The organism is Nocardia callitridis, assembly GCF_039543305.1.
In the GTDB taxonomy this organism is placed as follows: domain Bacteria; phylum Actinomycetota; class Actinomycetes; order Mycobacteriales; family Mycobacteriaceae; genus Nocardia; species Nocardia callitridis.
In genome coordinates, this window is sequence record NZ_BAABJM010000002.1 from 1,319,412 (window position 1) to 1,343,717 (window position 24,306).

The following is a 24,306-nucleotide window of genomic DNA, read 5'->3' on the forward strand; positions in this document are numbered from 1 at the left end:
TTATTTGGGCGGGTGGTACCACGGAACCTCGGTGCCCCCGTACGGCGTGGGGATGGTGAACGGCCCGGTGGGTGTCGGATCCGCGGTGGCGTGTGGATCGACACCCGGTGGGGCGAACGCGGTGTTGTCGCCGGGTGGTCGCGGCGCGTTCGCCGCGCCGCGCGGCAACACCGACGGGTCCGGGTCGGTGCAGCGCGCGTGCAGATAGGGCTCGGGATAGTCCGCGACGACGCCGGGCAGGCGCGGCACGCCGTAGTCACAGGAGTAGCGCGGGTAGATGCTGGCCAGCGCCCACACACCGCCGTCGTGGAAGGCGGAGGTGATGGCATCGAGGGTCGAGCCTCCTCGTTGTCGCGGGAAGAAGAATTCCTGGAGCGCGGGAATGTGGGTGTAGGTCATCTGCGAGGTGGTCGCCAGATTGCCGAGCAACTGCGCCAGGGTCGGTGAGTTCTCGGCGATGATCTTGTCCATCATCGCCAGGGTGTCCGGAGTGCGCGCGACGACATCGGAGAAGCCGCCGGTCATCGGTGCGACGCCGCCCATGATCGTCGACAGGTCACCGGCGGTGGCTTGGATCCCCGCGCGATTGCGGCCCAGCGTGGTGAGCACGGTCTTGCTGTTGTTCAGCAGTCCCACCGTCTGCGGCAGCACCGAATCGAGGGTGGACAACAGGAAGGTGCCGCCGTCGATGAGGTCGGCGAGTTCGGCGGGCCCGAGGTCGCTGACCCCGAGTTCGCGTTCGATCGCGCGGATCTGCTCCGGGTCCAGCTGGGCGAGTGTCCCACTGAGATCGCCGAGCATGGTGGACAGCGTGGTCGGTGTCGAGGTGCGTTCGACGGGGATCACGGCACCGTCGGTGAGCGCGGGGCCGCCGTCGGTGTCGGGAACGAAATCCAGGTACTGCTCCCCCGCGGCCGAAAGCGCCGACACCCGAACACTTCCCGCGCTCGGAATCCGGACGCGATCGTCGATCTCCGCGGTCGCGACCACCGTCCTGTCGACGACCTCGACACCGGCGACCCGGCCGACCCGCACACCATGCAGCGTGACATCGCGCCCCGGCAGGATCCCGCCCGATTCGGCCAACTCGACGCGCACGCGATACCGGGAGTGGATCGGATCCAGTTTCAGCGCGCCGAGCACCATATAACCGCCGCCGAGCAGCAACACCATCAGCAAACCGATCGTGGAGACCAGCATGCGCCGGGCGCGCAGCACGGCGACGCCGGTGACGACCAGACGTGCGGGGGGTTCGAGGATCGCACGCGGCGAATGTGTTCTGCTACTCGTCATCTCGGCCCGTTCAGCCTTTCGTTCAGGCGGTTCAGGTTGTATTGCAGTGAGCCGACGAAGTTGGCCCAGTCGGTGGCGTCGGGCATCTTCGCACCGGGGTCGCCGGGAAAATTCGGGTCGGGTGCGGCACCGAGAGCCAGTTGCGCGATATCGACGTTCACATGCGCCGAGGAGGAGTCGGTGACCTTGAGAATGGTCGCCAGGATGCTGTTGAGCTGGCTCAGATCGGCGTCGGGATTCTGCGCGGCGGCATCGAGGTCTTTGCCGAGCAGGTTGATGCTGGCCGCCAGGCTGTGGTCGTTGGTGCCTTGCACGGAGGGGAATCTGGCCAATTGTCCTGTGATGCGGTCCAGGTTGCCGACCAGGCCGACGATGGTGTCGGTGTTGTCGGCGATCGCTCCCAGCGCCGGACCGGCGGCGGCCACCGCGTCCGCGATCGCGGAACGTTGCGCCGCGACCGTCGCGGTGAGGTCGTTCGCCGCGGCCAACGCCGAACGGATCCGCCCGGAGCGTTCGTTGAGACCGGTCAGCAGTTGCCGTGTCTGGGCGATCATGTCGGCAAGACGATCGCCGCGTCCGTCGAGCTGTTCGCCGAGACCGTTGACCATCGTGGTGAGGTTGCGGAACGTACCGCCGTTGACCAGGAGCGCCGCCCTGCTGAGGACTTCCTCGATGGTGGCGGCGGCCGAAGTCGATTCGAGCCCGATCGTGCTGCCCTCGTGCAACATTCCCGCGCCGGGGTCGGGCGCCGCCGGTGGTGTGACGGCGACGAACACATCTCCCATGGGGGTGGCCGACCGGAGTTCGGCGGTGGTGCCGACCGGCAGCTGTACGCGTGCTTCGATGCGCAAGGTGACGACGGCGAGGTAGTCGCGCGCGGTCATCGACTCGACCTGTCCGACGTTCGCGCCGTTGAGTTTGACCGTGGCTTTGGTCGGCAGATTGAGGGCATTGGAGAAGCTGGCCGTCACCGTGTAGGTGTCGTCGCCGAGGCCGGGTGCGGGCAGCGGAAGCTGGTCGAGTTCGGTCGAGCACGCGGCGAGCGGGACCGTGACGAGCACGGCGAGCATGGCGGCGCGTAGGCGGAACGGGGTTGCGTGCGTGCTCATTTCGCCGGGATCCCGGCCGTGTACCCGAGTATTTCGATGAGCCCGAAGTCCGGTCCCATGTCACGCATGCTTCCGGTGGCGCAGCCGAGGTTGCGCATGCCGAGCAGGTTGCAGATCTCCTTGACCATCTGGCCGTCGAGCAGCAGGCGGTTGATGTCGACGGTCGCGCGCAGTGCGCCGGTTTCGGTGTCGATGGCGTTGTAGGTGTTGTCGGTAACCAAAGGAAACACATCGAGGAATTCCGCGAGGTTGTCGTTGTAATCCGCCAACGAGGTGGTGAGCGTGTTCGAGTTGTTCGTCAGCTGCGCGAGGGCACCCTGGTTCTTCTGCATCAGATCGGTGACCGAGCCGAGGATGGCGCGCAGCTGGGTCCCGGTATCGCCGGTGCCGAAGTTCTCGTCGGCGAGCAGGTCGGCGAGCTGGTGGACGCCGGAACCGAAATCCCTGAGCTCCTGGTCGTTACGGGCCGCTTGCGCGGTCAGCGCGTCCAGGTTGGTGACCACCTGGGTGATCGCGTCCTTCGTGGCCGCGCCGTCGCCGTGCAGGCGTAGCGCATCCGACAGTGCGCCGAGCGCTCGACGCATGTCCTCGCCGTTACCCGCGGTGGCGGCGGTGCCGAGGTTCATCAGGTCGGCTAATGGTCCACTACCTTTGCCGTCGCCTTGCAGTGACGTGGAGAGTTTGTCGGCCATGGCGAGCAGGCTGTCGAATTCGACCGGCGTCTTGGTGTGGCCGCGATCGAGGACCGCATGCTCGGCAAGCACGGGACCACCGCGATACACCGGGGTCAGTTCGATGTGCCGGTCGGTGAGTATCGAATCGGTGATCGTCACCGCCTGCGCGTCGGCGGGCAGGGTGACCGAGTCGTCCAGGCTCATCCGGATCTCGACGCCGCCTGGCCGAGGGTCGATATCGGTGATCTTGCCGACCGACATGCCGAGCACTCGAACGGTATTGCCGACGTAGAGACCGTTCGCATTCGCGAAATCAGCGGTCACCGTGGGGGATTCACTCCACGGCAGACTGCTGGAGCACCCCGCGAGCATCGTTCCCAGCGCGAGGATGGCGAGGAGTTTCAGTGTGCGTGCGGCTGGTCTCATGCGCAGTCCTTCAGATAGGGAGCCCGATTCACCTGTTCAGCGCGTCCGCTCAGTGCGCACATGAAGGAGTCGATGAACGCGCCGTCGGGGGCGTTGCCGACGAGTTCTTTGCCGGTACCGGTGGCATTGGCGAACAGTCGCCACGGCACGGGGAGGATTTGCAGAATGTTGCGCAGTAGATCGTCGTGTCCGGCGATCGATGCCGTCATGTCGCGCAGGTTGGTCAACAATTGTTGGATCTCGGCCTGGTCGTCGACCGCGATCGGCGCCAGTTGCCCAACCAGCGTTGTGGTCGCCGCGAGCAGCCGCGCCACCGCGTCACGCCGGGAATTGATCTGTGTCAGTACGGATCTGCCCTGATGCACCAGTGTGGCGAGATCGGCGCTCTGCGCGCGGATCACGCCGGTCACCTGCTCGGTGCCCGCCAGCAGCGCGCCGATCTGGTCACGGCGAGACGCGATCACCTGGGCTAGGTCGTGCACATTGCGCAACGCTTCCGGCACCAGTGCCGGTGTGCCTCGCAGCTGTTGGGACAGCACGGTCATCGATTGCGCGATCTGATCGGCGTCGATCTGATCGAACGTGGTCGTCGCCTGTTGCAGCGCAGTTTGCAGATCGTAGGGCACCTCGGTGTGTGACAACGCGATTTGGTTGTCGGGGAGGGGGTCCGCGCCTGCCGGGCGCAGCTCGACATACCGCGAACCGAGCAGGGTGGTCAGCTTGATCGCCGCGGTGGTGTCGGCACCGACGGCCACGTCGCCGTCGAGCTTCATGGTGACCGTGACGTGGTCGTCGTCGAGCCGAAGCCCGGTCACCGTGCCGACCTGGATACCGGCCACGGTGACCGCGTCACCGGAACCCAACCCGGCCGCCTGTGCGAAGGCGGCGTGATAGGTGCGCGCGCCGAGGTGCAGCGAGTGGACGAATACCGTTGCGCTCAGCGCGATCACGAGAACCAGCACGGCGACGATCCCGGTGCGCAATGCGCGGTCACCGCCGTGGCTCCTGAAACCACGCAGACGCGGCAAGCGAATTGTCGGAAATGTGTGCATGATTACCTCATCGACAGATCGCGGAATGTTGCGGCTGTCCGCCGGGAGTCGCCGCACCGAGCAGACTCGACAGCAGGGGATCCACACCGGGGATGATGCTGACGCTGATGTCGCAGACGTAGGCGTTGAGATAGGCACCGGTGTCCACGATGCGCGCCAGCGACTTGAGCAGTAGCGGAATGTTGTAGCCGAGGTAGGCGAACTCGTCCTTGTTGTCGAGGAAGTGTTGCGAGAATCCCGGCTCGCGGGTGACGAATTCGCGCAAAGGCCCGCTCGTCGACGCCACCACGCGCGCGGCGCGGTCGAGCACCGTGGAGATCTCGCCGACTTGGTCGAACAGGGTGTCGCGCTGTTGGTCGAGCCCGTCGAAGATCTTGCGGGTCTGTTGGATGGTGGTCTGGAGGCTGCCGCTCTGGCGCGCCAGCTCGGTGACGACCTGGCCCAGATTGTCGATGACAGTGCCGAGGATCTGATCAGGCCCCGCGAACGATCGTGCGAGAGTCGCAGTTTCGGCGATGAGTGCCGTGATCGCACCGTCGTCGCCCTGGAGGCCGCGGATCACCGCGGTGGTGATGTTGTCGACCTGCCGTGGTTGCAGCATGCTGAACAGCGGTTCGAAGCCATTGAGCAGGCGGGACAGGTCGAAGGACGGCTCGGTGTGCTCGACCGGAATCCTCGTGCCCTGCGCCAGGATTCGGCTATCACCGAAATCCCCCTTGGCGAGGCCGAGATATCGCTGCCCGATGAGGTTCTGGTAGGTGATCGAGGCGAGGGTATTTCCGTAGAGCACCTGGTCGCCGCGTAGCGCGAAGCGCACGACGGCGACGGTGGCGTCCAGCTCTATCGCCTCGACCCTGCCCACCCGCACGCCCGCCATCCGCACGTCGTCACCGACGCTCAACCCCGACACGTCGGTGAATACCGCCGAATAGCTGTTGGTTTCGCCGTGCACGCCGCGCTGCAATGTGGCGTAGACGGTCCAGGTCATGGCTACCGAGACGAGCACGAAGACGATCGGGACGATCAAGAATCGGCGATAGCTCATCGGCCACCTCTTTCCCGGTCGGGTTCGGCGGGGGCGACCCGCACATCGTTGCCACGAAACAAGGGCCCGACCAGCAAGTCCGACAAGGGGTTCGGTGCTCCGCCGAGCACCGAGGCGAGTCGCTCCTGCTCGTCGCGACCCCCGACGACTCCGCCCACGCGCGCCGCGGCGGGTATCGCCTCGCCGGGTCTGCTGAGCACCGACGGCCCACCGAGCGGAGCGCTCGCACAACTCGGGCCCGCGAGCGCGCCGTAGCGCGGACAGTCGGCGCGGGTGTACTGCTCGTGCGGAGTGAGTTCGAGAATGATCTTGGCGGTGCCGTTGCCCGTCTCGGCGTTCCAGAACTCGGTGGCGAACTTCGCCGACACATTGCGCTGGGAGGTGGTCATCTGCACGAAGTTTCGACCACCTTCGGCCAGCACATCGAGCGCGGGTCCCAGATGTCCGGTGACCTCGAGCATGCTGTCGGTGCGCCGTTCCAGCGCGCCAGCGACCGTCCCCGTGGTCGTCACCGCGCCGCCAAGCAGTGCGGTGAGTTGGGTTCGTCGCTCGGCGACCGCGCGCATCGGCACCACACTGCTGTGCAGCGCATCCAGTAAATCCGGTGTGGCCGAGTGCACTCCGGCCAGCGCGTCGGACAGCGCCGCCAGGGTCTCGGTCGTGTCGTCGGTCGCCATGACCCCGCGCAGCGCCGCTTCGATGCGCTCGAGCTGGCCGACGGCAGCGCGCGCGGCGTCGCCACGCCCGCTGGTCGCTTGCTCGATCGTGGTCAGGATGCCGACGGTGGGATCGTTGCCCGACCTACCCGCCGCGTCGGCGATCCGGCTCAATGCGGTGAGTGAGGTTTGCAGCTGCACGGTTTCGGCGCCGTGGTCCTCCGCGATGCGCGCTCCCCCGGCGAGCGCGGGCCCTGATCCGTTGTCCACCAACTGGATCGACGGAACGGCGAACACATTGCTGGGAACCACCCGTGCGGTCACGGTGGCCGGAATGGTGGAGGCGTATGCCGGATCCAACGCCAGGAGTACCTGATTCGGGCTATCGCTAGTGCCCGGCGTGACCGTCTCGACTCGTCCGACGAGCAGGCCGTGGAATTTCACGTCGGACTTGGCGGGCAATCCGTCACCGACGTCGGTGAGGTCGGCGGTCACCGAGACAGCGTCTTCGAACGCACCCTCGGAGCGCGCGATCATCGCCGCGGCGACGAGTGCGGCCGCGATCACGAAAACGAGTCCGCGCCAGGCCAATCGGGTGTCGGAAACGTACTTGCCGTCGGATTCGAAGGAGATCGGCATGCGCTACCCGCTGATCCGCGAGCCGGAGTCGACGCCCCACAGCGCCATGGTCATGAGCAGGTTCACGCAGATCATTACCGTGATCGCCGCCCGCATCGCGCGTCCCGCCGCCACCCCGACCCCCTGCGGCCCCCCGGAAGCGTAGAAACCGTAGTAGCACTGGATGGTCGTGGTGATGAGCACGAACACGATCGCCTTGGCCAGCGAATACAGAATGTCCTTGCCCTGCAACACCAAACGGAAGTAGTGCTCGTAGGTGCCGAACGACTGCCCGCCCGCGAGGCCGACGAAAATCTCCACGGCCAGGTAGTCGGCGGCCAACGCCGCGAGGTAGAGCGGAATCACCGCCACCACCGAGGCGAGCAACCGGGTGGTCACCAGATACGGGATCGGCCGGATGGCGATCGAGTCCAGTGCGTCGATCTCCTCCGAGATGCGCATCGACCCGAGTTGCGCGGTGAACCGGCATCCGGCCTGTGCCGAGAAGGCGATCGACGCCATGATCGGCGCCAACTCACGGGTCGCCGCGGTGGAGGCGATCATGCCCGTCGCCGGGGCCATACCGAGCAGTTTCAGCGCGTTGTAGCCCTCGATACCGACGATGCCACCCGCGGCGGCGCCGAGCACGATGATCACCCCCGCAGTGCCGCCGCCGACGACCAAAGAGCCATTGCCCCAGGTCACGTCGGACAGGATGCGTACGCATTCGCGCCGGTAGTGGCGCAGCGCGACCGGGATCGCAAGAGCCGTCCTGACGAAGAACCCGATCATGTGTCCGAGCCGACTCAGCGTGGTCGTCGGAGCGGCGGCGACGCGCAGGACCGTACCCACCACCGGCGGTCGGTAGGGCGTCGCCATCAGAGCGTCGTCCGAGGGAAGAGAATCGTGTACAGCTCGGTGAAGGCGACATTGACGACCATCAGCAGGATGATCGACGCGACCACCGCGGCGTTCACCGCGTTCGCAACCCCGCCCGGCCCACCCCGGGTGCTGAGCCCTTTCTCGCAGGCGACGACCGCGACGATCGCACCGAATACCGAGGACTTCACCATCGCCAGATACAGATCACCCGCGGTGGCGAAGGACGAGAAGGTCGCGAGGAAGCTACCGGGAGTTCCGCCCTGCACGTACACGTTGAACAGGTAGCCGGCGAGGAAACCGATGAAGCAGCTGACGCCGGTCATCCCCATCGCCACCAGAACGCACGCGGCCAGCCGCGGCACTACCAATCGACGCAGCACCGAGACACCCATGACTTCCATGGCGTCGGTCTCGTCGCGGATCGTGCGCGCGCCAAGGTCGGCGCAGATGGCGGAGCCGACCGCCGCCGCCAACAACATCGCCGTGACCAGCGGTGCGGACTGACGGATCACGGCAAGACCGCTCGCGGCGCCTGCCAGTGAGGTCGCGCCGACCTGTCCGGCGAGTAATCCGAACTGGATCGAGAGGGTCGCGCTGATCGGCAGGGCCACCGCGACGGTCGGCACCGACGAGGTCTTGATCATGAAGGTGGCCTGCTGGACGAACTCGGCGAACGGAAACCGTCCCGTGGCGATGTCGACGCCGAGGTAGCGAAACGCCTTCCCGCCCAGCACAACCTGTCGTCCGACGGTGCGCAGGGCGGCCACGGGGTGACGTCGCACGTATCCCCTTGTCCAGCCGGTGATCTCGTCGACGGAGGAGAGCTGGGGCGGCGGTGTGCCGGGTGTCATGGCTTCGGTTTTCACTGGCAGGCCTCCGCTCGCTCACCTTCGGCGTGGCGGTGAGGAAGCGCCGAAGGCATTGTTCCGAGGGTAGCCGATCGGCTACCCTCGACGCTAGCCGATCGGCTATATGAGAATAGTTCCGGGTCACCACCTCTCGTGGCGAGTCGGAACGCACCGACGGCCACCGCCGCGATCGAGCAGCGATTCGAGGGAGCTCATGCACACCGTCACCGAAATCGAAGACGCCGACGACCACGTCGCGCTCCGTGCCCAATGGGTCAGCCTCTGGCTCACCCCCGTTTTCGGCGCGGTCCTGCTGATCGCCTTCCTGGCCTTTCCTGGCTTCCTGCCGCCGATGTCTCCGCAGGACAGTGCCGCCGAGGTCGCCGACTTCTACCGCGAACACGTCGGCATGATCCGGTTCAGCATGATCACCTTCAATCTCTGCGGCATCATGCTGATCCCGTTCTTCATGGTGATCGTGCTGCACATCAAACGGATGTCGACGCCGAGCCAGGTGCTCGCCTACGCCTATCTCGCCGCCGTGGTGAGCGGCGCGACCCTGTTCGCCATCGCCGACATCTTCTGGTTGGTCGCCGCATTCCGTCAGGATCGGGCACCCGAGCTGGTGCAATTGCTCAACGACCTGGCATGGATCACCTTCACCGCGCCCGTCGGCATGCTCGTCGCACAGGCGGTGTGCCTGGCGCTCGCGGTCCGGCTCGACGACCAGCCGGAGCCGATCTTTCCCCGGTGGGTCGCACCGTTCAGCATCGTGATTGCCCTGGCGATGACGCCGGCGGCCTGCTCGGTGATCTTTCGTACCGGACCGCTGGCGTGGGACGGACTCGTGTCGTTCTGGTTGCGCGTCGTGGCTTTCGCCGTGTTTGTCTGCGTGATGTTCGTCGTGGTCCGGCGGGCGACGCTGCGACAAGATCGGGCGCGGAACGCGAAAGCGCGGGTTCGGTAATGCCCGCCACCGCCCAGCCGACCCGGCGTCGCCGCGGCAGGCCGCCGTCGGTCCCGCTCGACCAGTGGATCTGCTGGTGCTCGATCCCGATTTTCTACCTGCTGTTCGGGCTCATCTTCGTGGTACTCACTCGCGTCATGCCGCCGCCACGACCCGATGCCACCACCGCGCAGATCGTCACGTTCTTCCAGGACAACGCGATCGGCATCAGAATCGGCTTCGCCCTGCTGGTGGCGATCATCGGTTTCACGGCAATGGCCAACGGCCTCATCGCCTTTCAGATCAAACGCATGTCCGTCAGCCCGGTCTTCGCCTACGCCTACATCGGCGCGTTGGCCGTCGGCGCCGTCCCCGGCTGCCTGTTCGCCTCGTTCGCCTTCGTCACCGCGACCTTCCGGCCGGATCGCGACCCGGAGATCCTGCGACTGCTCTACGAGCTGGGGCTGTTGTCGTTCGTCGGCTCGCTCGGCTGCTTCGCCACCCAGTGCACCGTGCTCGCCCTGGCGATCTTCCTCGACCACCACCGGATCTTTCCGGTGTGGCTGGCCTACATCTCCCTCTGGATGGTCGTCACCGAAATACTCGCCGGACCGGTGTTCGTTTTCGAATCCGGCCCGCTGTCCTGGAACGGCTCGATCAGTTTCTGGCTCGGCACAGCCATTTTCGTCGGATGGGAATTCAGCATGATCATCCTGCTGCGGCGCGCCATTGCGCGCCGAGTCGGCGAGGGCGAACACGCGCACCCGCCTCGGCACGAGTCGACGAGGGCCGAGCGGTGAGGACCGAGAACGCCGAGAGCCGCGCGCTGCCCGCCGATCCACACCTGTGGGTGTTCGTCCTCGGCGACCTGGTGATCTTCTCGGTCTACTTCGTGGTCTACATGATCGACCGCAATCGGCATCAAGGGGCCTTCCTTGCCTCTCAGCAGCATCTACACCAGGGCATCGGCGCGCTCAATACCGTTCTGCTACTCGCTAGTTCGCTGTTCGTCGCGCACGCGGTCACGGCGGCCCGCGCGGGTCGATACCGGCGGGCGATCGGCACGACGATGCTCGCGGGCGGCTGCGGGGTGCTGTTCACGGTGACAAAGGCGGGCGAATGGACCGCCGAAATCGGCGCGGGCCACACGTTTCCGAGCAGCGACTTCTTCATGTACTACTACATGCTCACCGGCATCCACCTGTTCCATGTGGTACTCGGGTTGGTGTTCCTCGGGGTCGTCGTGCTGGAGCTGCGTGGACCACGCAAACGCAGGGCCGTCATCGAGACGGGCGCGGTGTATTGGCACATGGTCGACCTGCTCTGGCTACTCATATTCGCCCTGCTCTACGTATTGAGGTGAGAAGGATGCGCACTGTATGGACCGACAATGTTCGGATCACCGTCGTGTGGGGCGTTCTGGCTGTCAGCACCCTGATCTCGTGGTTGATCGGGCGATCCCACCATGCGGGTGGGCTCGAGACGAGCACACTCATCTCCGCGGTCGTGTTCGCCGTGGCATTGGTGAAGATGCATCTGGTCCTGCGCCATTTCATGGAAACCCGCACGGCACCGACCTGGCTGCGCCGCACCACCGACGGGTGGCTGGTGCTGCTCGGCGCGCTCTTGATCGGGGTCTACCTGTGGTGAGTTGCCCTGCCGGACCATATGGTTCCCGCGACCGATCAGGCACCCACCTGCACGGCCCTGAGCACTCGGCCCTGACTCGTGCGCCGGCCAGTAGGCTCAGACGGTGAGCTCCGACGATGCCGCCACCGGCGACGTGGCAGTACCCGATCACTACAGCCGGGCGCAGCGTCGCATCATCCTCGCCGCGTTCGAACAGTTCGCACAGCACGGAGTCAGCGCGACCTCGCTCCAGATGATCGCCGATGTCATCGGGGTCACCAAAGCGGCGGTCTACCACCAGTTCAAGTCCAAGGACGACATCGTGCTCGCCGTCGCCGAAACCGAGATGGCACGCCTGGAAGCCGCCATCACCCTCGCCGACGCGCAGCGCGACTCCGTCCGTGCGCGCGAAGTACTCCTCACCCGCGTCATCGATGTCGCCGTCCAACGCCGCCGCCTCTACAGCGTCATGCAGAGCGACCCCTACATGGCACGATTCCTCGCCGAGCACGAGCCGTTTCGCCGCCTGATGGAACGACTGTTCGCGATCCTGGCCGGGGAGGACCTCGACAGCGACATGCGCGTGCAGGCGGCAATGCTCTACTCCGCCATCGGCAGCGCCGCCTCACACCCCCTCGTCGTCGACCTGGACGACGAGGCGCTGCGCATCCACCTGACACAATTCGCCCGTACCTTGTTCCAGCTTCCGCACTGACCCCGTACACGATGCTGGAATACCGCAACCAGCCGGAGAAGACCGCACAGACCATCCGCGACGAAGGTCGCAGCGCCACTGTGCACACGAACCCTATCCTCGACAGGCCGTATCTCCCGCGAACGAACCGGCCGTTCGCGGGAGAACCGACGCGCGGTCGCGGCTACCCGCGCAACGCCGAGGCGAACAACGCCGGAAGCTTGCCCCAACCCGGTGCCGCGGCGAATTCGGTGAGTCGGCGACCGGTGGTGGGTGCGGTGCGGTTGGTGACGAACCACGGGGGTACCGGCGACAGGGTGAACTCACCGTTGAAGATCGCGCGCGGGGCCGGCCGGAAAGGGCCGCGGATGACGGTGCGTTCGGGGTTGTCGATGAGTAATGCGTTGTGCACGACGCCGATTCCGCTCTGTACGTCATCGAGGGTGTGGCCGGGGAACGCACCCCAGCTGGCGGTCGCGGTGAGGTAGCCGACCGCGGTCCACGCGTTGACAGCGATCGTGCCGTAGCGCAGTTCGGCGATGGCCTCGTCCAGCCCACCGCCGAGGGCGCGGATCGTCTTCGGGTGCACGAGGATGTTCACCCCGAGGGTGCCGTGGAATTCCTCGTTGGCGGTGCGTACCGCGGTCCGCAGGAATTCGGTTCCGGTGCCGGGCAATTCGATGACGCCGAGCACGGGTGCGAAATACTCGGTGTGCAGCGCGTGTTCGTCGGCGCCGACACGAACACCGGGAACCAAGGTGCGGTCACCGTTGCGCCCGAAGCTCTCGGCCTGCGGGTAGGCCTGCTTCGCCGCCGCGACCCGCGCGGCGGAGCCGGGGTAGTAATCAGGACGCGCGGGCGCGTCGGCGAAGGCGGCTCTGAGTTCGGCGAGGAACGCGGATTTCTGGTCCCAGTCCGCGCTGATCACCACCACCTGCGCGGCCACGCAGTTGTATCCGTTGTTGTGCAGGCGCTGCGTCGCGACGTGTCGGGCCTGGAATTTCAGGTCGGCGTCCGACCACGTGCCCGGCACCACGATCGTCGGGGAAATACCGCCGAGCTCGCTGGTGATGGGCTTGTCGATCAGCGGCTCGTTCGCCGCCTTGCGGCGCGCGCCCTCCTCGCCGGTGCCGAAAACGATGGCGTCGTGGGTGATCTCGCTACCCGTCATGTGGATCGCTGTGATGTCGGGGTGCTCCACCAGCGCCTTGCCGACGTCGGCACCGCCGGTGACGATCGCGACCCACCCCTGTGCGATCGCCGGCGCGAAGATCTTCTCCAGCACCGGCAGCAGGGCATCGGTGATCGGGTTGAGCTTCAGGACCACCGTGCGGTTGTAGGCGAAGAGCTGGTAGAGCACGTCCAGCGGGGCGATCGAAAAGATATTCCCCGCACCGAGGACCGCGCCGACACCGTTCGAGGTGGTCGGATCACGTTGCGCAAGGCCAGCTTTGGCACGAACCTGGGATGCGTCGACACCCGGCGTCGTCCACACCTCGGCGGTGAATCCGTTGAGCAGCAACGCGTCGAAGATCCCGTGCGGCAGCACCTTGACCGCCGAGCGGTTTCCCGGCGCGTCGACGATGGTGAACCCATCGACCGGACTGCGGCCCTCCGCCAACGCGCCGACCGTTTCCGCCAACGCCGCCGTCGCGGTGAGGACCGAGTACGGACCGCTCATCCACTCCTCACCGAGCAGAAGCGAGTCGGCGGCCAGCCCCTTGATCGTGGCGGCGGTGCGCACCCATTCCTCGGCATGCGCCGCGGTCAGCGCGTTGATCTTCGTGAGCAGGTCACGTCGCTGCGACAACGGGGTGCGAACCCAGCCGTCCGCGCCAGCACGCACGGCGGCGACGGCGGTGTCGATCGGATCAGTCTTGGTGGTCATTTGTGCGCTCCCGTTGTCGAACCGGCGTCCGCGAGGGCCCTCTCGGCGGCTTTCGATGGCAGCCAGGCACACGTGGCCTGGCTCACTTCTTTCTCTCGATAGTGCCCGCCGCCACCCCGGGACTGCTATGGGCTCGGGTTACCGATAATCGTCCGGTCGATTGTGCTCGCGCACACTCACGAGGGTTCCGCGCCCAGCCAGGCGCGGTTATCATCGCCGAATGACGGCCGTGTTGTCCCAATCCACAGACCTGCCCGTTGTGCATGCGCAGCGTATGCTCGGCCGGCTGGACTCACTCACGATCGAACTCGTCGAGGCCATCAGGACCGGCGACCACGACTATGCCGAGTCGACATTACTGACCAGGGACGAACTCAGCACGGTCGTGCGGGACAACCTGTCCTCGATGCTGCGCCAATTGTCGAGCAAGCAACGGCCCGACTTCGCGGCTCCCGCCGCCGCGGGTGCGCTCAAGGCCGCGCACGGCGTGCCACTGGCCGCCTTGTTGCACGCTTACCGGCTCTGCGGCCGTCTCATCTGGGCGCACCTACTCGAAGAGGTAGGCCGTGAGTCGCCGGAAGCGTTGCCGCACTTGGCCTCCGAGGTGTGGCGAATCATCGACGAATATTCCAGCGCGGCCGCGCAAGCCTACGGTCAGCATGTCGCCGACCGGACACGACGTGACGATGAACAGCGCAGGGCGATGCTGCGATCACTCCTGGTCGGCGGCGGCGCGGCCGAGTCGATGTGGGAGATCACCCGCGCGCTGCTATTGCCGCGATCGGGAACGTTCGTGGTGGTCAGCGCGGAAATCTCGGGCAAAGACGACGCGTCAGGAGAGCTTCGCAAACACCTGCGCGGCAACGACATCTCGGCGTTGTGGCTCACCGAACTCGACGCGCAGATCGGCTTACTGAGCTTCGCGACGCCTCGTGTCCGCGATCAGCTGCCCGAACTACTGCGCGCGGTGGCGGGCGGCCGGATCGGCGTCAGTCGCACATTTACCACTCCGACCGACGCCGCCGCGGCCCTGCACGAGGCCGAATTGGCCTGTCGCTGCTCGGATCCCGGTACCGCGTCGGTGAACGACTACGGCGACTCGGCCATCGGACTGCTACTCAACCGCTCGCCGCACGCCGGACAGGAACTCGCCCAGCACGTTCTCGGCCCGATCCTGGAACTGTCCGACCACACCGAACGCGACACCCTGCTGCACACCCTGGCCACCTGGTTCGACTGCGGCGGCTCGAGCACGAGGGTCGCGAGCCGATTGCACTACCATCGCAACACCGTTCATCATCGGCTGCGCCGCGTCCAGGAGCTGACCGGCCGTAGTTGCACCGATCCGGTCCAGGCCAGCGAGCTCTACATCGCCGTACGCGCGACCGCGTTGCTCACTCGCTCCGACTGACCACGGATATGGTGTTGCTGCTGCCCATGGCGATGTAGGCAGTGTGGTTGGCGGTATCCACGGCGATATCCTGCGCCGAGCCTTGCAGGAACGGGTACTCGACCTTGTCGACTTCCGCGCGGGTGCGAGTGTCGACGAGCTGCACATTGTCGAAATTCACGAGGTAAGCGGTGTGACCGCCAGGATCGACGGCGAGGTCGAGCGCGTTGCCTTTGGCGGGGATCGACGCGAGTTCCTTGCCGGAGGCGGGGTCGATGATCGACAGGAAACGTTCGTCACCGGAATCACTCGTCGTGAGGGCCATTGTCGTGACATACAGCAGGTGGTCATCCGGGTTGACCGCCACCGCGAGTGGACTCGTATTCTCTCCTAAAACGATGGCGTCGGAAGGGGTCTCGTGGTTCGTGTCGAGCACCGCTATCTCGCCGCCGTCGCCGTTGACGTAGAGGGTATGCGCCGCTGGGTCCAATGCCGCGGCCGGGTCATATCGGTAGTCTCCACCGAGAGTCGCACGGACGGCGCGAGTGTGCGTATCGATGATCGACACCGTGTCCGAGTAAAGGACGTAGAGGCGCTGACTGCCGGGGTCGAGCACCAGTCTCTGCGCGGGGACCGGAACCCTCCCCGTGACTGTGCGGGTGCCGATGTCGATCACCAGCACCGCGTCCTGCTCACTGACATACAGGGTGCGGGTGGTCGCGTCCACCACGATGTCCCCCGGCTTGCCTGCCACCGGAATCGTCGAGACGACCTTGCGCGTCTCGAGATCGATCACCGAGATCATGCCCTCGTCCGCACTGGCAACATAGAGGGCGTTGGCCGCAGGATCCACCGCGACCTCATCAGCACCGGTATCCATCGTGATGGTCTGTGCGACCACCTCCCGAGATTTCGCCCCGGAGCTCGCGTTGGTCGCGACAATCGCCACGGCGACAGCCAGTCCCATCGCGAGTAGCGCACCGGCGATCATGAGCCCCCCACTCGGCTTCGGCGCATCGACCACACCCGAGTCACCGGCAGTCGCATCGGTCGGCGTGTCGATCGCGTCGATCGCCCCGACGCCGAAGGCGCCGAAACCGACGACCACAGGCGTGGACGCGGGCGGTGGGGCCGCCAGCCGCTTGTCCGCGACCGGCGCCGAGGGTGACGCGCTTCCTGCCGCTTGCACGCCGAGGGGCGATCCCTGCGGCGATTCGGGTCCACTCGAGGACACCGGCAATGGTGTGTGCGACACACCGGACGCGATCTCGGTGACCGCGGTCCGCGAAAAGTTCGCTGCGCCTTGTGTTCCCCCACCGGGGGCGACCTCGGTGGCTGCGAATCGCGAAAACTTCGCTGCGCCTTGCTTTTCCCCAGCCGAAGGGACTCCGACGTCCGCTTGCGTCGGTGCCGCCACGACGTGCTCTCGCGCCACCCCGGCCGCGTGCGCGAGCTCGCCCGCCGTGCTGTACCGCTGGCCGGGGTCCTTGTGCATTCCGTGCGCGATGATCTCGTCGAACGGGGACAACCGCGGCGCGAAAGCGCCGGGTCGTGGCGGCGGGGTGGTGAGGTGGGCCGCGATCTGCTGCTCGAGGCTGTGGCCGGGGAACGGTGTCGCGCCGGTGAGCAATTCGTGCAGCACACAGGCCAGTGCGTACACGTCGGCGCGTTGGTCGGCGTGGCCTGCGGTGAAGCGTTCCGGCGCCATGTAGGCGACCGTACCGAGCGTGTTACCCGTCCCGGTGAGACTGGAATCGGTGGCCGCGCGCGCGATCCCGAAATCGATGAGATAGGCGAAACCGCGTTCGGCCAGCAGGATATTGGAGGGCTTGACGTCGCGGTGCACGAGTCCTTCGGCGTGTGCGGCGTCGAGCGCGGCCGCGATCTGCTCGACGATGCCGACGGCCACGTCCGGCGACAGCGGGCCGTCGCGGCCGACGACACGGCTCAGATCGGTACCGTCGATGAGCCGCATGTCCAGAAACAGCCGCCCCCCGATGTCGCCGAAGTCGTGGATCGGCACGATGTGCGGTTCCCGCAGCCTGGCCGCGGCGTGCGCCTCGCGCCGAAACCGCTCGCGGTACTCGTCGTTGGTCGAAAGGTGTTCGGGCAGTACCTTCACCGCGACCACCCGGTCGGTGCCGGTGTCGTAGGCGCGGAACACCTGCCCCATCCCGCCTTCGCCGATCTTCTCGCGCAACCGATAACGTCCGAACGGCTCGTCCATCTGCATCCTCCCCGGTACAGGTCTCGGCCACGCGGCGTCGGCACGGACACTTCGACCCGAACGCCCGCCGACGCCCTCGGACACCCGGTGACGTCGCGACCACCCCGACCGATACTTCTCCGTGTTGCGTTTCCCACGTGGGGAACGCTCCGACAACCGCACATCCCGAGCCCGGTTGTCCCACGCGGCCTCCCGTCGCGCCTAGCGACTGTAGCGCGCTGACGCGGGACGCGACAGCGGTACACGGAGTCTGCCGGTTCCGGTCGCGCCACCTCGGGCCGCCGCGCTCACCACGTTCGCCGTCGCGATCGCGCACCGGGCCAGGGCGTCGCCTCTCCGGCTCGAGGGCGCGCGCACCTCGCTCAGCCGCTCGAATACAGCATCGATTTCGAGGGTGCCACGCCGGAATCGAGTACCGCCGCCGCACGCCCGGACTCGGACAAGGCTACGCCGACGGCAGTACCGGGCTGAGCTCCGCACCAAACCGTGGTCGAGGCCATATCGACCACGACATCGGCCGGAATCCGCCAACTGACCGACATCCGGCATCCACCGGTTCGCAGTCCCGAGAATATGACCGAAAGCTGTTGCGGGAGAACGGACTACCGTGCCGACCGCTACACGGATCCATTCGGCGATATCTCCTCGGTGACACCGCCGGTATCGGCATCCGCCGAGTCGGGCCGACTCCCGTCCCCTTGCCACGGCCCCGTGGTGTCCACGAGCCTGCGCACTTCCTCGGCGACAACGTGGGGTTCACACAGCAACACATAGTGGTCGGACCGCTCCGCGACGACGTGACGTCCGCGCGGCGATCTGGTCGCGCTGTGGGCGTGGAGCGCGTTCAGTGGTGCGCGCAGTTTCGGGGAAACGCCGTTGCCCGCGCGGCCCGCCGAGATCACGGTGACGGCGAGGTCGCCGAGTTCCGGCGGATGCTCGCGGTACTCGGCCAACTCGTCGATGAAGGTCTGTTGTTGTGCCACGAAGGTGCGCATCGCTTGCGCGGTGAACCCCTCGGTGCGCATGTCGGCGCGCGCGTCCTGCGGTAGTGCCCGCAGGGTCGATCGGTAGAACACGGGCAATACGCGCGCTCGCGCTGCCAGCACCAGCACCTTCAGCATGCGTCGTTCGAAGGCTCGGAATTCGCGGCTGTACAACGCGTTCTGGCCCTCCTCGGTCGGATCGACCAGAACCAGACCCGCGACGCGCGCGGGGTTCGCGGCAGCCGCGCCGCGGGTGATCGGACCGCCCGCACTGTGCCCGACCAGCACATACGGACCGGGACCGAAGTGGTCGAGCACCGCGCCGAGGTCCTCGGTCATTCTGGCGAGTGTGCGCGAATCCGGGTCCGGCGCACTGCGGCCGAGGCCGGAGCGGTCGTACACGATCGCCCGCGACCACTGCCCGACCAACGGCTGCACCAGCGCCCACAGCGACCGATTCACCGCGGCACCGGATTCGAACACGACCGTCGGCGCGGCCGAGTCCCTCGGACCTGGCAGCACCATCGCGTGCAGCGCACGGCCGTCGGTGGTCGGCACCCACACGCTGTCGCCCTGCGTGTGCGGTGCGAAGCTCGCGGAGTCGGTCTTCGGCAACGATTCAGCCTTCCTTCGTGACGGTCCGAGATGTGCTGCCCGACAGTGATTCCAGCAGCGTACAACCGTGTGGCCGGGACACGAGGGAGGGAGACCGAGGGCCACCGTCCGCGCATGTTCAGTGTGCGACTCCAGTAAAAACCGAATCCGCAGCACGACTGCTCGTCTATTGCTCATGCCCCCGTACGCGACGCCGACCATCAGTTTACTCGCGCCGGGGCCCTCACATATGTTCCCGCAGAACGCGTTTGTTGATCTTCCCGGACTCGTCACGGGGCAATTCGGCCACGATTCTGATCCGACTCGGGATCTTGTAGGCGGCGAGTCGGCCACGCAGCGCCCCTCGCAGCGCATCGGTGGTCAACGCCGCACCGGGACGCTCCACGACGTCGGCGGCCACCGCCTCACCGCGATCAGCCACATCGGCGATACCGAACACGGCCGCATCCTCCACACCCTCGATTTCGGCCAGGGCAGCTTCGATTTCGGCCGGATAGATATTGACCCCGCCGGAGATGATGATCTCGCTGGAGCGTCCGGTCAGGAACAGAAACCCGTCGTCGTCGAGATAACCGATGTCGCCGACACTGATGTGCCCGCCCACCGGGCTGTCGGTCGTGCCGTGGTTCAGGTAGCGGAACTTCGGCCAGTAGTCGGCGCCGCGCACGAACACCCGACCGATCTCGCCCTGGGACAAGGGGTTCCCACTCGCGTCGGCGATCACGACCGACGACCCGTCGACCGGACGTCCGACGCTGCCGGAATGCGCCGACCACTCGTCGGCGCTGATCCAGGTGATCGTGCCCGCTTCCGAACAGCCGTAGTACTCCCACACGGCGTCCCCGAACCACTCGATCGCGGCGCGCTTGATAGCCGGTGGGCACGGTGCGGCGGAATGGATCAGGTGCGTCAGACTCGATACGTCGTAGCGAGCCCGCACCTCGGCGGGCAACGACAGTAACCGCGACAGCATTGTCGGCACGATCTTGGCCTGCTCGATTCCGTGCGTATCGATGTGGTGCAGAAACCGTTCGGCGTCGAAGCGCGGCATGATCGTGATGTTCGTGCCCATGCGCATGCCGAGCACCGCGACCGCGTTGGGGCTGGTGTGATAAAGCGGCCCGGCCACGAGCAGCTGTCCGCCAGGACGTACACCCATCCGCCGCGCCGCGGCACCGGCGATCGACAGCAACTGCTCGGCCGCCATAGGTTCGCGCAGCACACCTTTCGGGCTGCCGGTGGTGCCTGAGGTGTAAACGACCCCCATCGAATCCGCGATCGCACCGTCCCGGTGACCGATCGGCTCGGGGCGGGCATCGATCCACTCCCGCATTGTGGGATACCGGCCCGTGGGGTGTGCGAGGTCGGGGTCGAGTCCGGTTTCGGCCAGAAGTTCCGGCGCCATCTCGACTTCGAGCACCGGAACTTCGGTCACCGTCGCGGCGAGCGCGCGCTCGACGATGGGGACGAACTCGGTGTGCGCGATCACCAGCCGCGCGGCACTGTCACGCAGCACGTGCGCGAGCTCCGGCGGCTGCCAGTGCGTATTGACCGGAATCGGATTCGCGCCGATCGCCGACACCGCCGCGTGTGCCTCGAGGAACTCGATGTCGTTGCGCACCAGCACCACCACACGGTCCCCCGCACCGAGTCCCGCGGCCGCGAGCGCGGCAGCCAATCGCCCGGCATTGCGCTGCACCACCGGGTGTGTGCGCACGCGGGTTCCACACCTGATCGTCGGATCGGAAGCTTGCTCGGTTCCGGTCGTCATACCACCGAAGTCTGCCACCCCGACGTCATCGATCTGTCCGGACCAGTGAAACGGTCCGCCCACGTATTCGGTGCCGGACTGCACGAACGCGAACGGATTTTCCCAAGGATCTCGCGCGGAGTTAAGGACGCTCATCCCACGGCTGCGCGCCGATCTCACCGCGCTGCGAATCGGGGACCGCACAGGCGCCCAGCGCCCGTTCGCGCACGGACACCAGATCCTCGTCGGTGGCGAAATAGCAGTGCCCGTGATTCGGCGGGTACGGCGCGGGATCTCCGTCCGCCACCGGGTCGAGACGAGTCAGAAGCGTACCGTCACAGTCGAAGTAGTGCCGACCACCGGTCACCCGTTAGCCGGAGAGCCCGAGCGGGGCGCCGGAGAACTCGACCGCAGCGTCGATATCGCCGAACCGGAACGATCACTCGAAGCAGCCGCACACCGCCACGGTGGGAGAACACGGAGATTTCCATGAGCACCACGCCCGAAACCGGTGCCGTCGACCCCGCCGCGCGCGTGTCGAAGCTCGGTTACGTCACCTTCAGCACGCCCGACCTCGATCGTCTCGTCTGGTACTACACCCAGGTCCTCGACTTCGCCGTCGTCGAGCAGACCGCCGACGAAGCGTTCCTCACCACCGGCGCCGACCACCACTGCGTCGTGCTGACCAAGGGTGAGAAGAAGGCACGCGCCGCCGTGGGTTACGAACTGTGGGATTCACTCTCGACCGCGCAACGACGGCTGACCGAGGCTGGGTACGAGGTCGAGCGGCGCTCCGACATCTCCCCCGGCACACCGGACGCCCTGGTCATGCGCGAGCCCGGCACCAACGTCGAACTCCACCTGATCGAGGGTCAGGAACCCAGCGGCGTCGACGGACGCGCACCGCTGCGACCGACCAAACTCGGCCATGTCGCCGCGTTCACCCCGGCACTGCCGCGGATGCAGAACTTCTATCAGGATCTGTTGGGCTTCAAGTGGTCCGATACCGTCGGCGACTTCTTCGTCTTCCTGCGCTGCAACGCCGACCACCACGCCGCGAATTTCATGGCGAGCACCATCAAGTCGGGCATGCACCACATCGCCTATGAAATGCGCGACCCCAACCATCTGATCACCATGCTCGACCACCTCGGCAAGAACGACTTCCGCCTGCACTGGGGCCCCGGCCGCCACGGCCCCGGCCACAACCTGTTCACCTATCACCGGGACCCCGACGGCCACACCATCGAACTGTTCACCCAACTCGACGTGATCCACGACGAGTCCAAGGGCTACTGGGAACCTCGCCCGTGGCACGAGTCCTACCCGCAATACCCCCGGACCTGGGAGGTCGACGTCGCGACCGTCAATATCTGGGGTCCGGTCAACGAGCAGGAGCTCGAGCACTAGGACTGCCGTTTCCCGAGAACCCACCCGGCCCGCCGAGGACCGCGAATCAGGCGGTCCGAGAGGTACTTTCGGGCGCCACTGCCGATTCGTGCACGATCTCGCCCGCGGTACGGCGACCCGACCATGCGGCCACTTCGCCACGCAGATCCAGTTCTTCGACGACGGCGGCGTTTTCGTACTTTCCCCACGCCTCGCGCGGGAGCATCCACATCACCTCGAACCCGTGTCCGTCGGGGTCGGAGCCGTAAACGCTCTTGGTCGCACCGTGGCTGGACTCTCCGGTGAAAGCGCCTGCGTTTATGAGGATCTCGCGCAACTCGACCAGCTCTTCGATGGTGTCGAGCTGCCAGCCGAGGTGATACAGCCCCACCGATCGAGCCGGGGGTGGCGTCGCCCCCGCGAGCCCCATCAGCCCGAGATCGTGGTGGTTGCCGGAACGAGGTAGCCGCAGGAACGCGGCGTTGAGCTGCGGCTCACGGCTGCTCAGTTCCATGTTGAAGACCTCGGTGTAGAAGCGCACCGAACGGTCGAGGTCGGCGACGACTAGAACAGCATGGTTCAAGCGAACGGGTGAGATGGACATCGGCTGCGTTCCTTTGCGGATCGGTCTTGTGGACTCAGGTCGTAGTTTTATTTGTAGCTACAAATAAAACGATACCAGCAGATAGCTGTAGATACAACTATCTGTGCGATGATGGCCACGTGGACAAGACCGGGTTGAGCCAGAGCGAACTGGCGGCGTGGATCCGTCTGGTGACGGTGGTCGAACTACTGCCGGGCGCACTCGACGCCCAGCTGCGTCGCGACGCCGACCTGATGCATTTCGAATACTTCGTGCTGGCGATCCTGTCCGAGGCACCCGAGCACACCTTGCGGATGAGCGCGCTTGCGGCCCAGACGAATTCGACACCCCCACGCCTGTCGCACGTGGTCCGAAGACTGGAAGATCGCGGCCTGGTCGAACGCATCCCCTCCCCGGCCGACGCACGCTCGACCAACGCACACCTGACCGAGACCGGCTGGGAAAAGGTACACCAGGCCGCGCCGGGACACGCCGCGGCAGTCCGCGACAACATCATCGACGCGCTGCGACCCGAGCAGGTCGGACAACTGCAAGAAATCGCCGACGCCATCCTCGCCAGACTCGACCCCACCGGAACGATGTCGGCGACCTACCGCCGTTACGACCAGCATCAGTGAGCACCCTCGATCGCCTCGTGCCGCCACTGAACGCCAACGCGCGCACCGAGACCACCGGGCGCGCGGCTATCGACCACGCAAGCAAGCACCGCGTCGACCGCCGACCGACACGGGCCGGTCCATGGGACAGGAGGTCGATCCGCGCGGGGTGGTATGCCCACACGATCGAGGAGTAGTACGCCGCCGTAACGGTCACGCCGATCTACTCCGTGAACACCTCGACGGCGCTACCTACGGATAGTGCACGCTCGGGCACCGCGGTTTCGGGCCGCGGTGCCGCACGCGTGATGCGATGGATTCACCAGGCGTCGACGTGCACGACCTGGTCGAGGTCCAACCGGGGCGCGGGCTTGAAATCGGTGCCCTTCGTGTACGCAACGGGCAACAGAGCGCCCTGCGACACCTCATCGAACGGGATACCGAGCACCTCGGCCGCTTCCTTTTCGTAGCTCAAATGCAGTGTGGTCCAGGCGGTGCCGAGCCCACGCGAACGCGCCGCCAGGCAGAAGCTCCACGCCGCAGGGAACAGCGACGACCAATGCGACGCGCTGAGTCCGCTGGCGACATTGTCCACGCGTCCACGCAAGCAGGGAATCACCAGAACGGGGACCTCGCCCATCTTCTCGGCGAGGTAGGTCGACGAGCTCACGATGCGCTGCCTGGCCACATCGGCCTCGGCATCCCCGGTGAGCTTGTTGCCGGGGTAGGCGGGGGAACCCTGGTATGCCTGCCAGCCGCGCCGATACAACTCCCCCAATGCCCGCCGCTTCTCGGCATCGGTGACCACGACGAAATGCCAGCTCTGCCGATTCGAGCCACTCGGCGCCTGCACCGCGAGCTCGAGGCACTCCCGCACGACCTCGAGCGGAACCGCACGATCCAGATCCAGCCGCTTGCGGACGGCTCGCGTTGTCGACAGCAGTTCGTCTGGGGAAAGGTCCAGTTCCAACGGCATTCTCTGCTCCTGTTGC

General features: G+C 66.3%; 24 protein-coding genes. 8 read left to right on the top strand and 16 right to left on the bottom strand.

Annotated elements, in window-relative coordinates; genetic code table 11:
- Genes ABEA50_RS14765 through ABEA50_RS14800 form a run of 8 tightly spaced genes read right to left on the bottom strand, consistent with a single transcriptional unit; the run spans window position 1 to window position 8,606 of the window.
- Entirely contained in the window at window positions 1–1,293 is a 1,293-nt protein-coding gene (locus tag ABEA50_RS14765) for an MCE family protein (protein WP_345495921.1), read from the bottom strand.
- On the bottom strand, window positions 1,290–2,402 hold the full coding sequence (locus ABEA50_RS14770) for an MlaD family protein (protein WP_345495923.1): 1,113 nt from the start codon (window positions 2,400–2,402) through the stop codon (window positions 1,290–1,292). The genes ABEA50_RS14765 and ABEA50_RS14770 overlap by 4 nt, the downstream gene beginning before the upstream one ends.
- A complete protein-coding gene (locus ABEA50_RS14775; protein ID WP_345495924.1) occupies window positions 2,399–3,502 on the bottom strand; it encodes an MCE family protein in 1,104 nt (367 codons plus the stop codon). The genes ABEA50_RS14770 and ABEA50_RS14775 overlap by 4 nt, the downstream gene beginning before the upstream one ends.
- On the bottom strand, window positions 3,499–4,554 hold the full coding sequence (locus ABEA50_RS14780; protein WP_345495925.1) for an MCE family protein: 1,056 nt from the start codon (window positions 4,552–4,554) through the stop codon (window positions 3,499–3,501). The genes ABEA50_RS14775 and ABEA50_RS14780 overlap by 4 nt, the downstream gene beginning before the upstream one ends.
- A gap of 7 nt (window positions 4,555–4,561) precedes the next feature.
- A complete protein-coding gene (locus ABEA50_RS14785) occupies window positions 4,562–5,599 on the bottom strand; it encodes an MlaD family protein (RefSeq protein ID WP_345495926.1) in 1,038 nt (345 codons plus the stop codon).
- The gene (locus ABEA50_RS14790) at window positions 5,596–6,894 is read right to left on the bottom strand and encodes an MlaD family protein (protein ID WP_345495927.1); all 1,299 of its coding nucleotides are present in this window, start codon (window positions 6,892–6,894) and stop codon (window positions 5,596–5,598) included. Before ABEA50_RS14790 ends, ABEA50_RS14785 begins: the two co-directional genes overlap by 4 nt.
- Before the next feature lie 3 nt (window positions 6,895–6,897).
- Window positions 6,898–7,752, bottom strand: a complete 855-nt coding sequence (locus ABEA50_RS14795; protein WP_345495928.1) for an ABC transporter permease — start codon at window positions 7,750–7,752, stop codon at window positions 6,898–6,900.
- Window positions 7,752–8,606: an MlaE family ABC transporter permease gene (locus ABEA50_RS14800; RefSeq protein ID WP_345496570.1), complete on the bottom strand. Its 855-nt coding sequence runs from the start codon at window positions 8,604–8,606 to the stop codon at window positions 7,752–7,754. The genes ABEA50_RS14795 and ABEA50_RS14800 overlap by 1 nt, the downstream gene beginning before the upstream one ends.
- Before the next feature lie 211 nt (window positions 8,607–8,817).
- On the opposite strand from ABEA50_RS14800, the gene ABEA50_RS14805 reads away from it, so the two are divergent.
- From ABEA50_RS14805 to ABEA50_RS14825, 5 genes are all read left to right on the top strand, one after another.
- Complete coding sequence (locus tag ABEA50_RS14805; protein ID WP_345495929.1) at window positions 8,818–9,570, top strand: hypothetical protein; 753 nt, start codon at window positions 8,818–8,820, stop codon at window positions 9,568–9,570.
- The gene (locus tag ABEA50_RS14810; RefSeq protein ID WP_345495930.1) at window positions 9,570–10,349 is read left to right on the top strand and encodes a hypothetical protein; all 780 of its coding nucleotides are present in this window, start codon (window positions 9,570–9,572) and stop codon (window positions 10,347–10,349) included. Before ABEA50_RS14805 ends, ABEA50_RS14810 begins: the two co-directional genes overlap by 1 nt.
- The gene (locus tag ABEA50_RS14815; RefSeq protein WP_345495931.1) at window positions 10,346–10,912 is read left to right on the top strand and encodes a cytochrome c oxidase subunit 3; all 567 of its coding nucleotides are present in this window, start codon (window positions 10,346–10,348) and stop codon (window positions 10,910–10,912) included. Before ABEA50_RS14810 ends, ABEA50_RS14815 begins: the two co-directional genes overlap by 4 nt.
- Window positions 10,913–10,917: 5 nt before the next feature.
- The gene (locus ABEA50_RS14820; protein WP_345495932.1) at window positions 10,918–11,199 is read left to right on the top strand and encodes a cytochrome C oxidase subunit IV family protein; all 282 of its coding nucleotides are present in this window, start codon (window positions 10,918–10,920) and stop codon (window positions 11,197–11,199) included.
- Between the two features lie 103 nt (window positions 11,200–11,302).
- The gene (locus ABEA50_RS14825) at window positions 11,303–11,893 is read left to right on the top strand and encodes a TetR/AcrR family transcriptional regulator (protein ID WP_345495933.1); all 591 of its coding nucleotides are present in this window, start codon (window positions 11,303–11,305) and stop codon (window positions 11,891–11,893) included.
- Between the two features lie 163 nt (window positions 11,894–12,056).
- On the opposite strand, the gene ABEA50_RS14830 is transcribed toward ABEA50_RS14825, so the two are convergent.
- Window positions 12,057–13,760 carry an aldehyde dehydrogenase family protein gene (locus ABEA50_RS14830; protein WP_345495934.1) on the bottom strand — a complete coding sequence of 568 codons (1,704 nt, stop codon included), beginning with the start codon at window positions 13,758–13,760 and terminating at the stop codon, window positions 12,057–12,059.
- 220 nt (window positions 13,761–13,980) lie between these two features.
- Between ABEA50_RS14830 and ABEA50_RS14835 the strand changes: the two genes are divergently transcribed.
- Window positions 13,981–15,171: a PucR family transcriptional regulator gene (locus ABEA50_RS14835; RefSeq protein WP_345495935.1), complete on the top strand. Its 1,191-nt coding sequence runs from the start codon at window positions 13,981–13,983 to the stop codon at window positions 15,169–15,171.
- On the opposite strand, the gene ABEA50_RS14840 is transcribed toward ABEA50_RS14835, so the two are convergent.
- The 5 genes from ABEA50_RS14840 to ABEA50_RS14860 form a co-directional block, all read right to left on the bottom strand.
- Window positions 15,155–17,377, bottom strand: a complete 2,223-nt coding sequence (locus ABEA50_RS14840) for a serine/threonine-protein kinase (protein ID WP_345495936.1) — start codon at window positions 17,375–17,377, stop codon at window positions 15,155–15,157. The genes ABEA50_RS14835 and ABEA50_RS14840 overlap by 17 nt on opposite strands.
- 362 nt (window positions 17,378–17,739) lie before the next feature.
- Entirely contained in the window at window positions 17,740–17,919 is a 180-nt protein-coding gene (locus ABEA50_RS14845; RefSeq protein WP_345495937.1) for a hypothetical protein, read from the bottom strand.
- A gap of 75 nt (window positions 17,920–17,994) precedes the next feature.
- Complete coding sequence (locus tag ABEA50_RS14850) at window positions 17,995–18,975, bottom strand: alpha/beta fold hydrolase (protein WP_345495938.1); 981 nt, start codon at window positions 18,973–18,975, stop codon at window positions 17,995–17,997.
- Between the two features lie 223 nt (window positions 18,976–19,198).
- Window positions 19,199–20,692, bottom strand: a complete 1,494-nt coding sequence (locus ABEA50_RS14855; RefSeq protein ID WP_345495939.1) for an AMP-binding protein — start codon at window positions 20,690–20,692, stop codon at window positions 19,199–19,201.
- Window positions 20,693–20,867: 175 nt separating this feature from the next.
- Window positions 20,868–21,032 carry a hypothetical protein gene (locus ABEA50_RS14860; protein WP_345495940.1) on the bottom strand — a complete coding sequence of 55 codons (165 nt, stop codon included), beginning with the start codon at window positions 21,030–21,032 and terminating at the stop codon, window positions 20,868–20,870.
- Between the two features lie 182 nt (window positions 21,033–21,214).
- Here ABEA50_RS14860 and ABEA50_RS14865 point away from each other — a divergent pair, with 182 nt between their 5' ends.
- Complete coding sequence (locus ABEA50_RS14865) at window positions 21,215–22,135, top strand: VOC family protein (protein ID WP_345495941.1); 921 nt, start codon at window positions 21,215–21,217, stop codon at window positions 22,133–22,135.
- A gap of 46 nt (window positions 22,136–22,181) precedes the next feature.
- On the opposite strand, the gene ABEA50_RS14870 is transcribed toward ABEA50_RS14865, so the two are convergent.
- Window positions 22,182–22,718: a VOC family protein gene (locus tag ABEA50_RS14870; protein WP_345495942.1), complete on the bottom strand. Its 537-nt coding sequence runs from the start codon at window positions 22,716–22,718 to the stop codon at window positions 22,182–22,184.
- A 119-nt stretch (window positions 22,719–22,837) separates the two neighbouring features.
- Between ABEA50_RS14870 and ABEA50_RS14875 the strand changes: the two genes are divergently transcribed.
- On the top strand, window positions 22,838–23,335 hold the full coding sequence (locus ABEA50_RS14875; protein WP_345495943.1) for a MarR family winged helix-turn-helix transcriptional regulator: 498 nt from the start codon (window positions 22,838–22,840) through the stop codon (window positions 23,333–23,335).
- 298 nt (window positions 23,336–23,633) lie between these two features.
- Here ABEA50_RS14875 and ABEA50_RS14880 read toward each other — a convergent pair whose 3' ends face one another.
- Window positions 23,634–24,284: a nitroreductase family protein gene (locus tag ABEA50_RS14880; RefSeq protein WP_345496571.1), complete on the bottom strand. Its 651-nt coding sequence runs from the start codon at window positions 24,282–24,284 to the stop codon at window positions 23,634–23,636.
- Window positions 24,285–24,306: the final 22 nt, after the last annotated feature.

What these genes read in the sequence shown, in the direction of transcription:
- ABEA50_RS14765 (WP_345495921.1), bottom strand. Translation starts at nt 1,293, where the DNA reads ATGACGAGTAGCAGAACACATTCGCCGCGTGCGATCCTCGAACCCCCC.
- ABEA50_RS14770 (WP_345495923.1), bottom strand. Translation starts at nt 2,402, where the DNA reads ATGAGCACGCACGCAACCCCGTTCCGCCTACGCGCCGCCATGCTCGCC.
- ABEA50_RS14775 (WP_345495924.1), bottom strand. Translation starts at nt 3,502, where the DNA reads ATGAGACCAGCCGCACGCACACTGAAACTCCTCGCCATCCTCGCGCTG.
- ABEA50_RS14780 (WP_345495925.1), bottom strand. Translation starts at nt 4,554, where the DNA reads ATGCACACATTTCCGACAATTCGCTTGCCGCGTCTGCGTGGTTTCAGG.
- ABEA50_RS14785 (WP_345495926.1), bottom strand. Translation starts at nt 5,599, where the DNA reads ATGAGCTATCGCCGATTCTTGATCGTCCCGATCGTCTTCGTGCTCGTC.
- ABEA50_RS14790 (WP_345495927.1), bottom strand. Translation starts at nt 6,894, where the DNA reads ATGCCGATCTCCTTCGAATCCGACGGCAAGTACGTTTCCGACACCCGA.
- ABEA50_RS14795 (WP_345495928.1), bottom strand. Translation starts at nt 7,752, where the DNA reads ATGGCGACGCCCTACCGACCGCCGGTGGTGGGTACGGTCCTGCGCGTC.
- ABEA50_RS14800 (WP_345496570.1), bottom strand. Translation starts at nt 8,606, where the DNA reads ATGACACCCGGCACACCGCCGCCCCAGCTCTCCTCCGTCGACGAGATC.
- ABEA50_RS14805 (WP_345495929.1), top strand. Translation starts at nt 8,818, where the DNA reads ATGCACACCGTCACCGAAATCGAAGACGCCGACGACCACGTCGCGCTC.
- ABEA50_RS14810 (WP_345495930.1), top strand. Translation starts at nt 9,570, where the DNA reads ATGCCCGCCACCGCCCAGCCGACCCGGCGTCGCCGCGGCAGGCCGCCG.
- ABEA50_RS14820 (WP_345495932.1), top strand. Translation starts at nt 10,918, where the DNA reads ATGCGCACTGTATGGACCGACAATGTTCGGATCACCGTCGTGTGGGGC.
- ABEA50_RS14830 (WP_345495934.1), bottom strand. Translation starts at nt 13,760, where the DNA reads ATGACCACCAAGACTGATCCGATCGACACCGCCGTCGCCGCCGTGCGT.
- ABEA50_RS14835 (WP_345495935.1), top strand. Translation starts at nt 13,981, where the DNA reads ATGACGGCCGTGTTGTCCCAATCCACAGACCTGCCCGTTGTGCATGCG.
- ABEA50_RS14840 (WP_345495936.1), bottom strand. Translation starts at nt 17,377, where the DNA reads ATGGACGAGCCGTTCGGACGTTATCGGTTGCGCGAGAAGATCGGCGAA.
- ABEA50_RS14845 (WP_345495937.1), bottom strand. Translation starts at nt 17,919, where the DNA reads ATGTCGGTCAGTTGGCGGATTCCGGCCGATGTCGTGGTCGATATGGCC.
- ABEA50_RS14865 (WP_345495941.1), top strand. Translation starts at nt 21,215, where the DNA reads ATGAGCACCACGCCCGAAACCGGTGCCGTCGACCCCGCCGCGCGCGTG.
- ABEA50_RS14870 (WP_345495942.1), bottom strand. Translation starts at nt 22,718, where the DNA reads ATGTCCATCTCACCCGTTCGCTTGAACCATGCTGTTCTAGTCGTCGCC.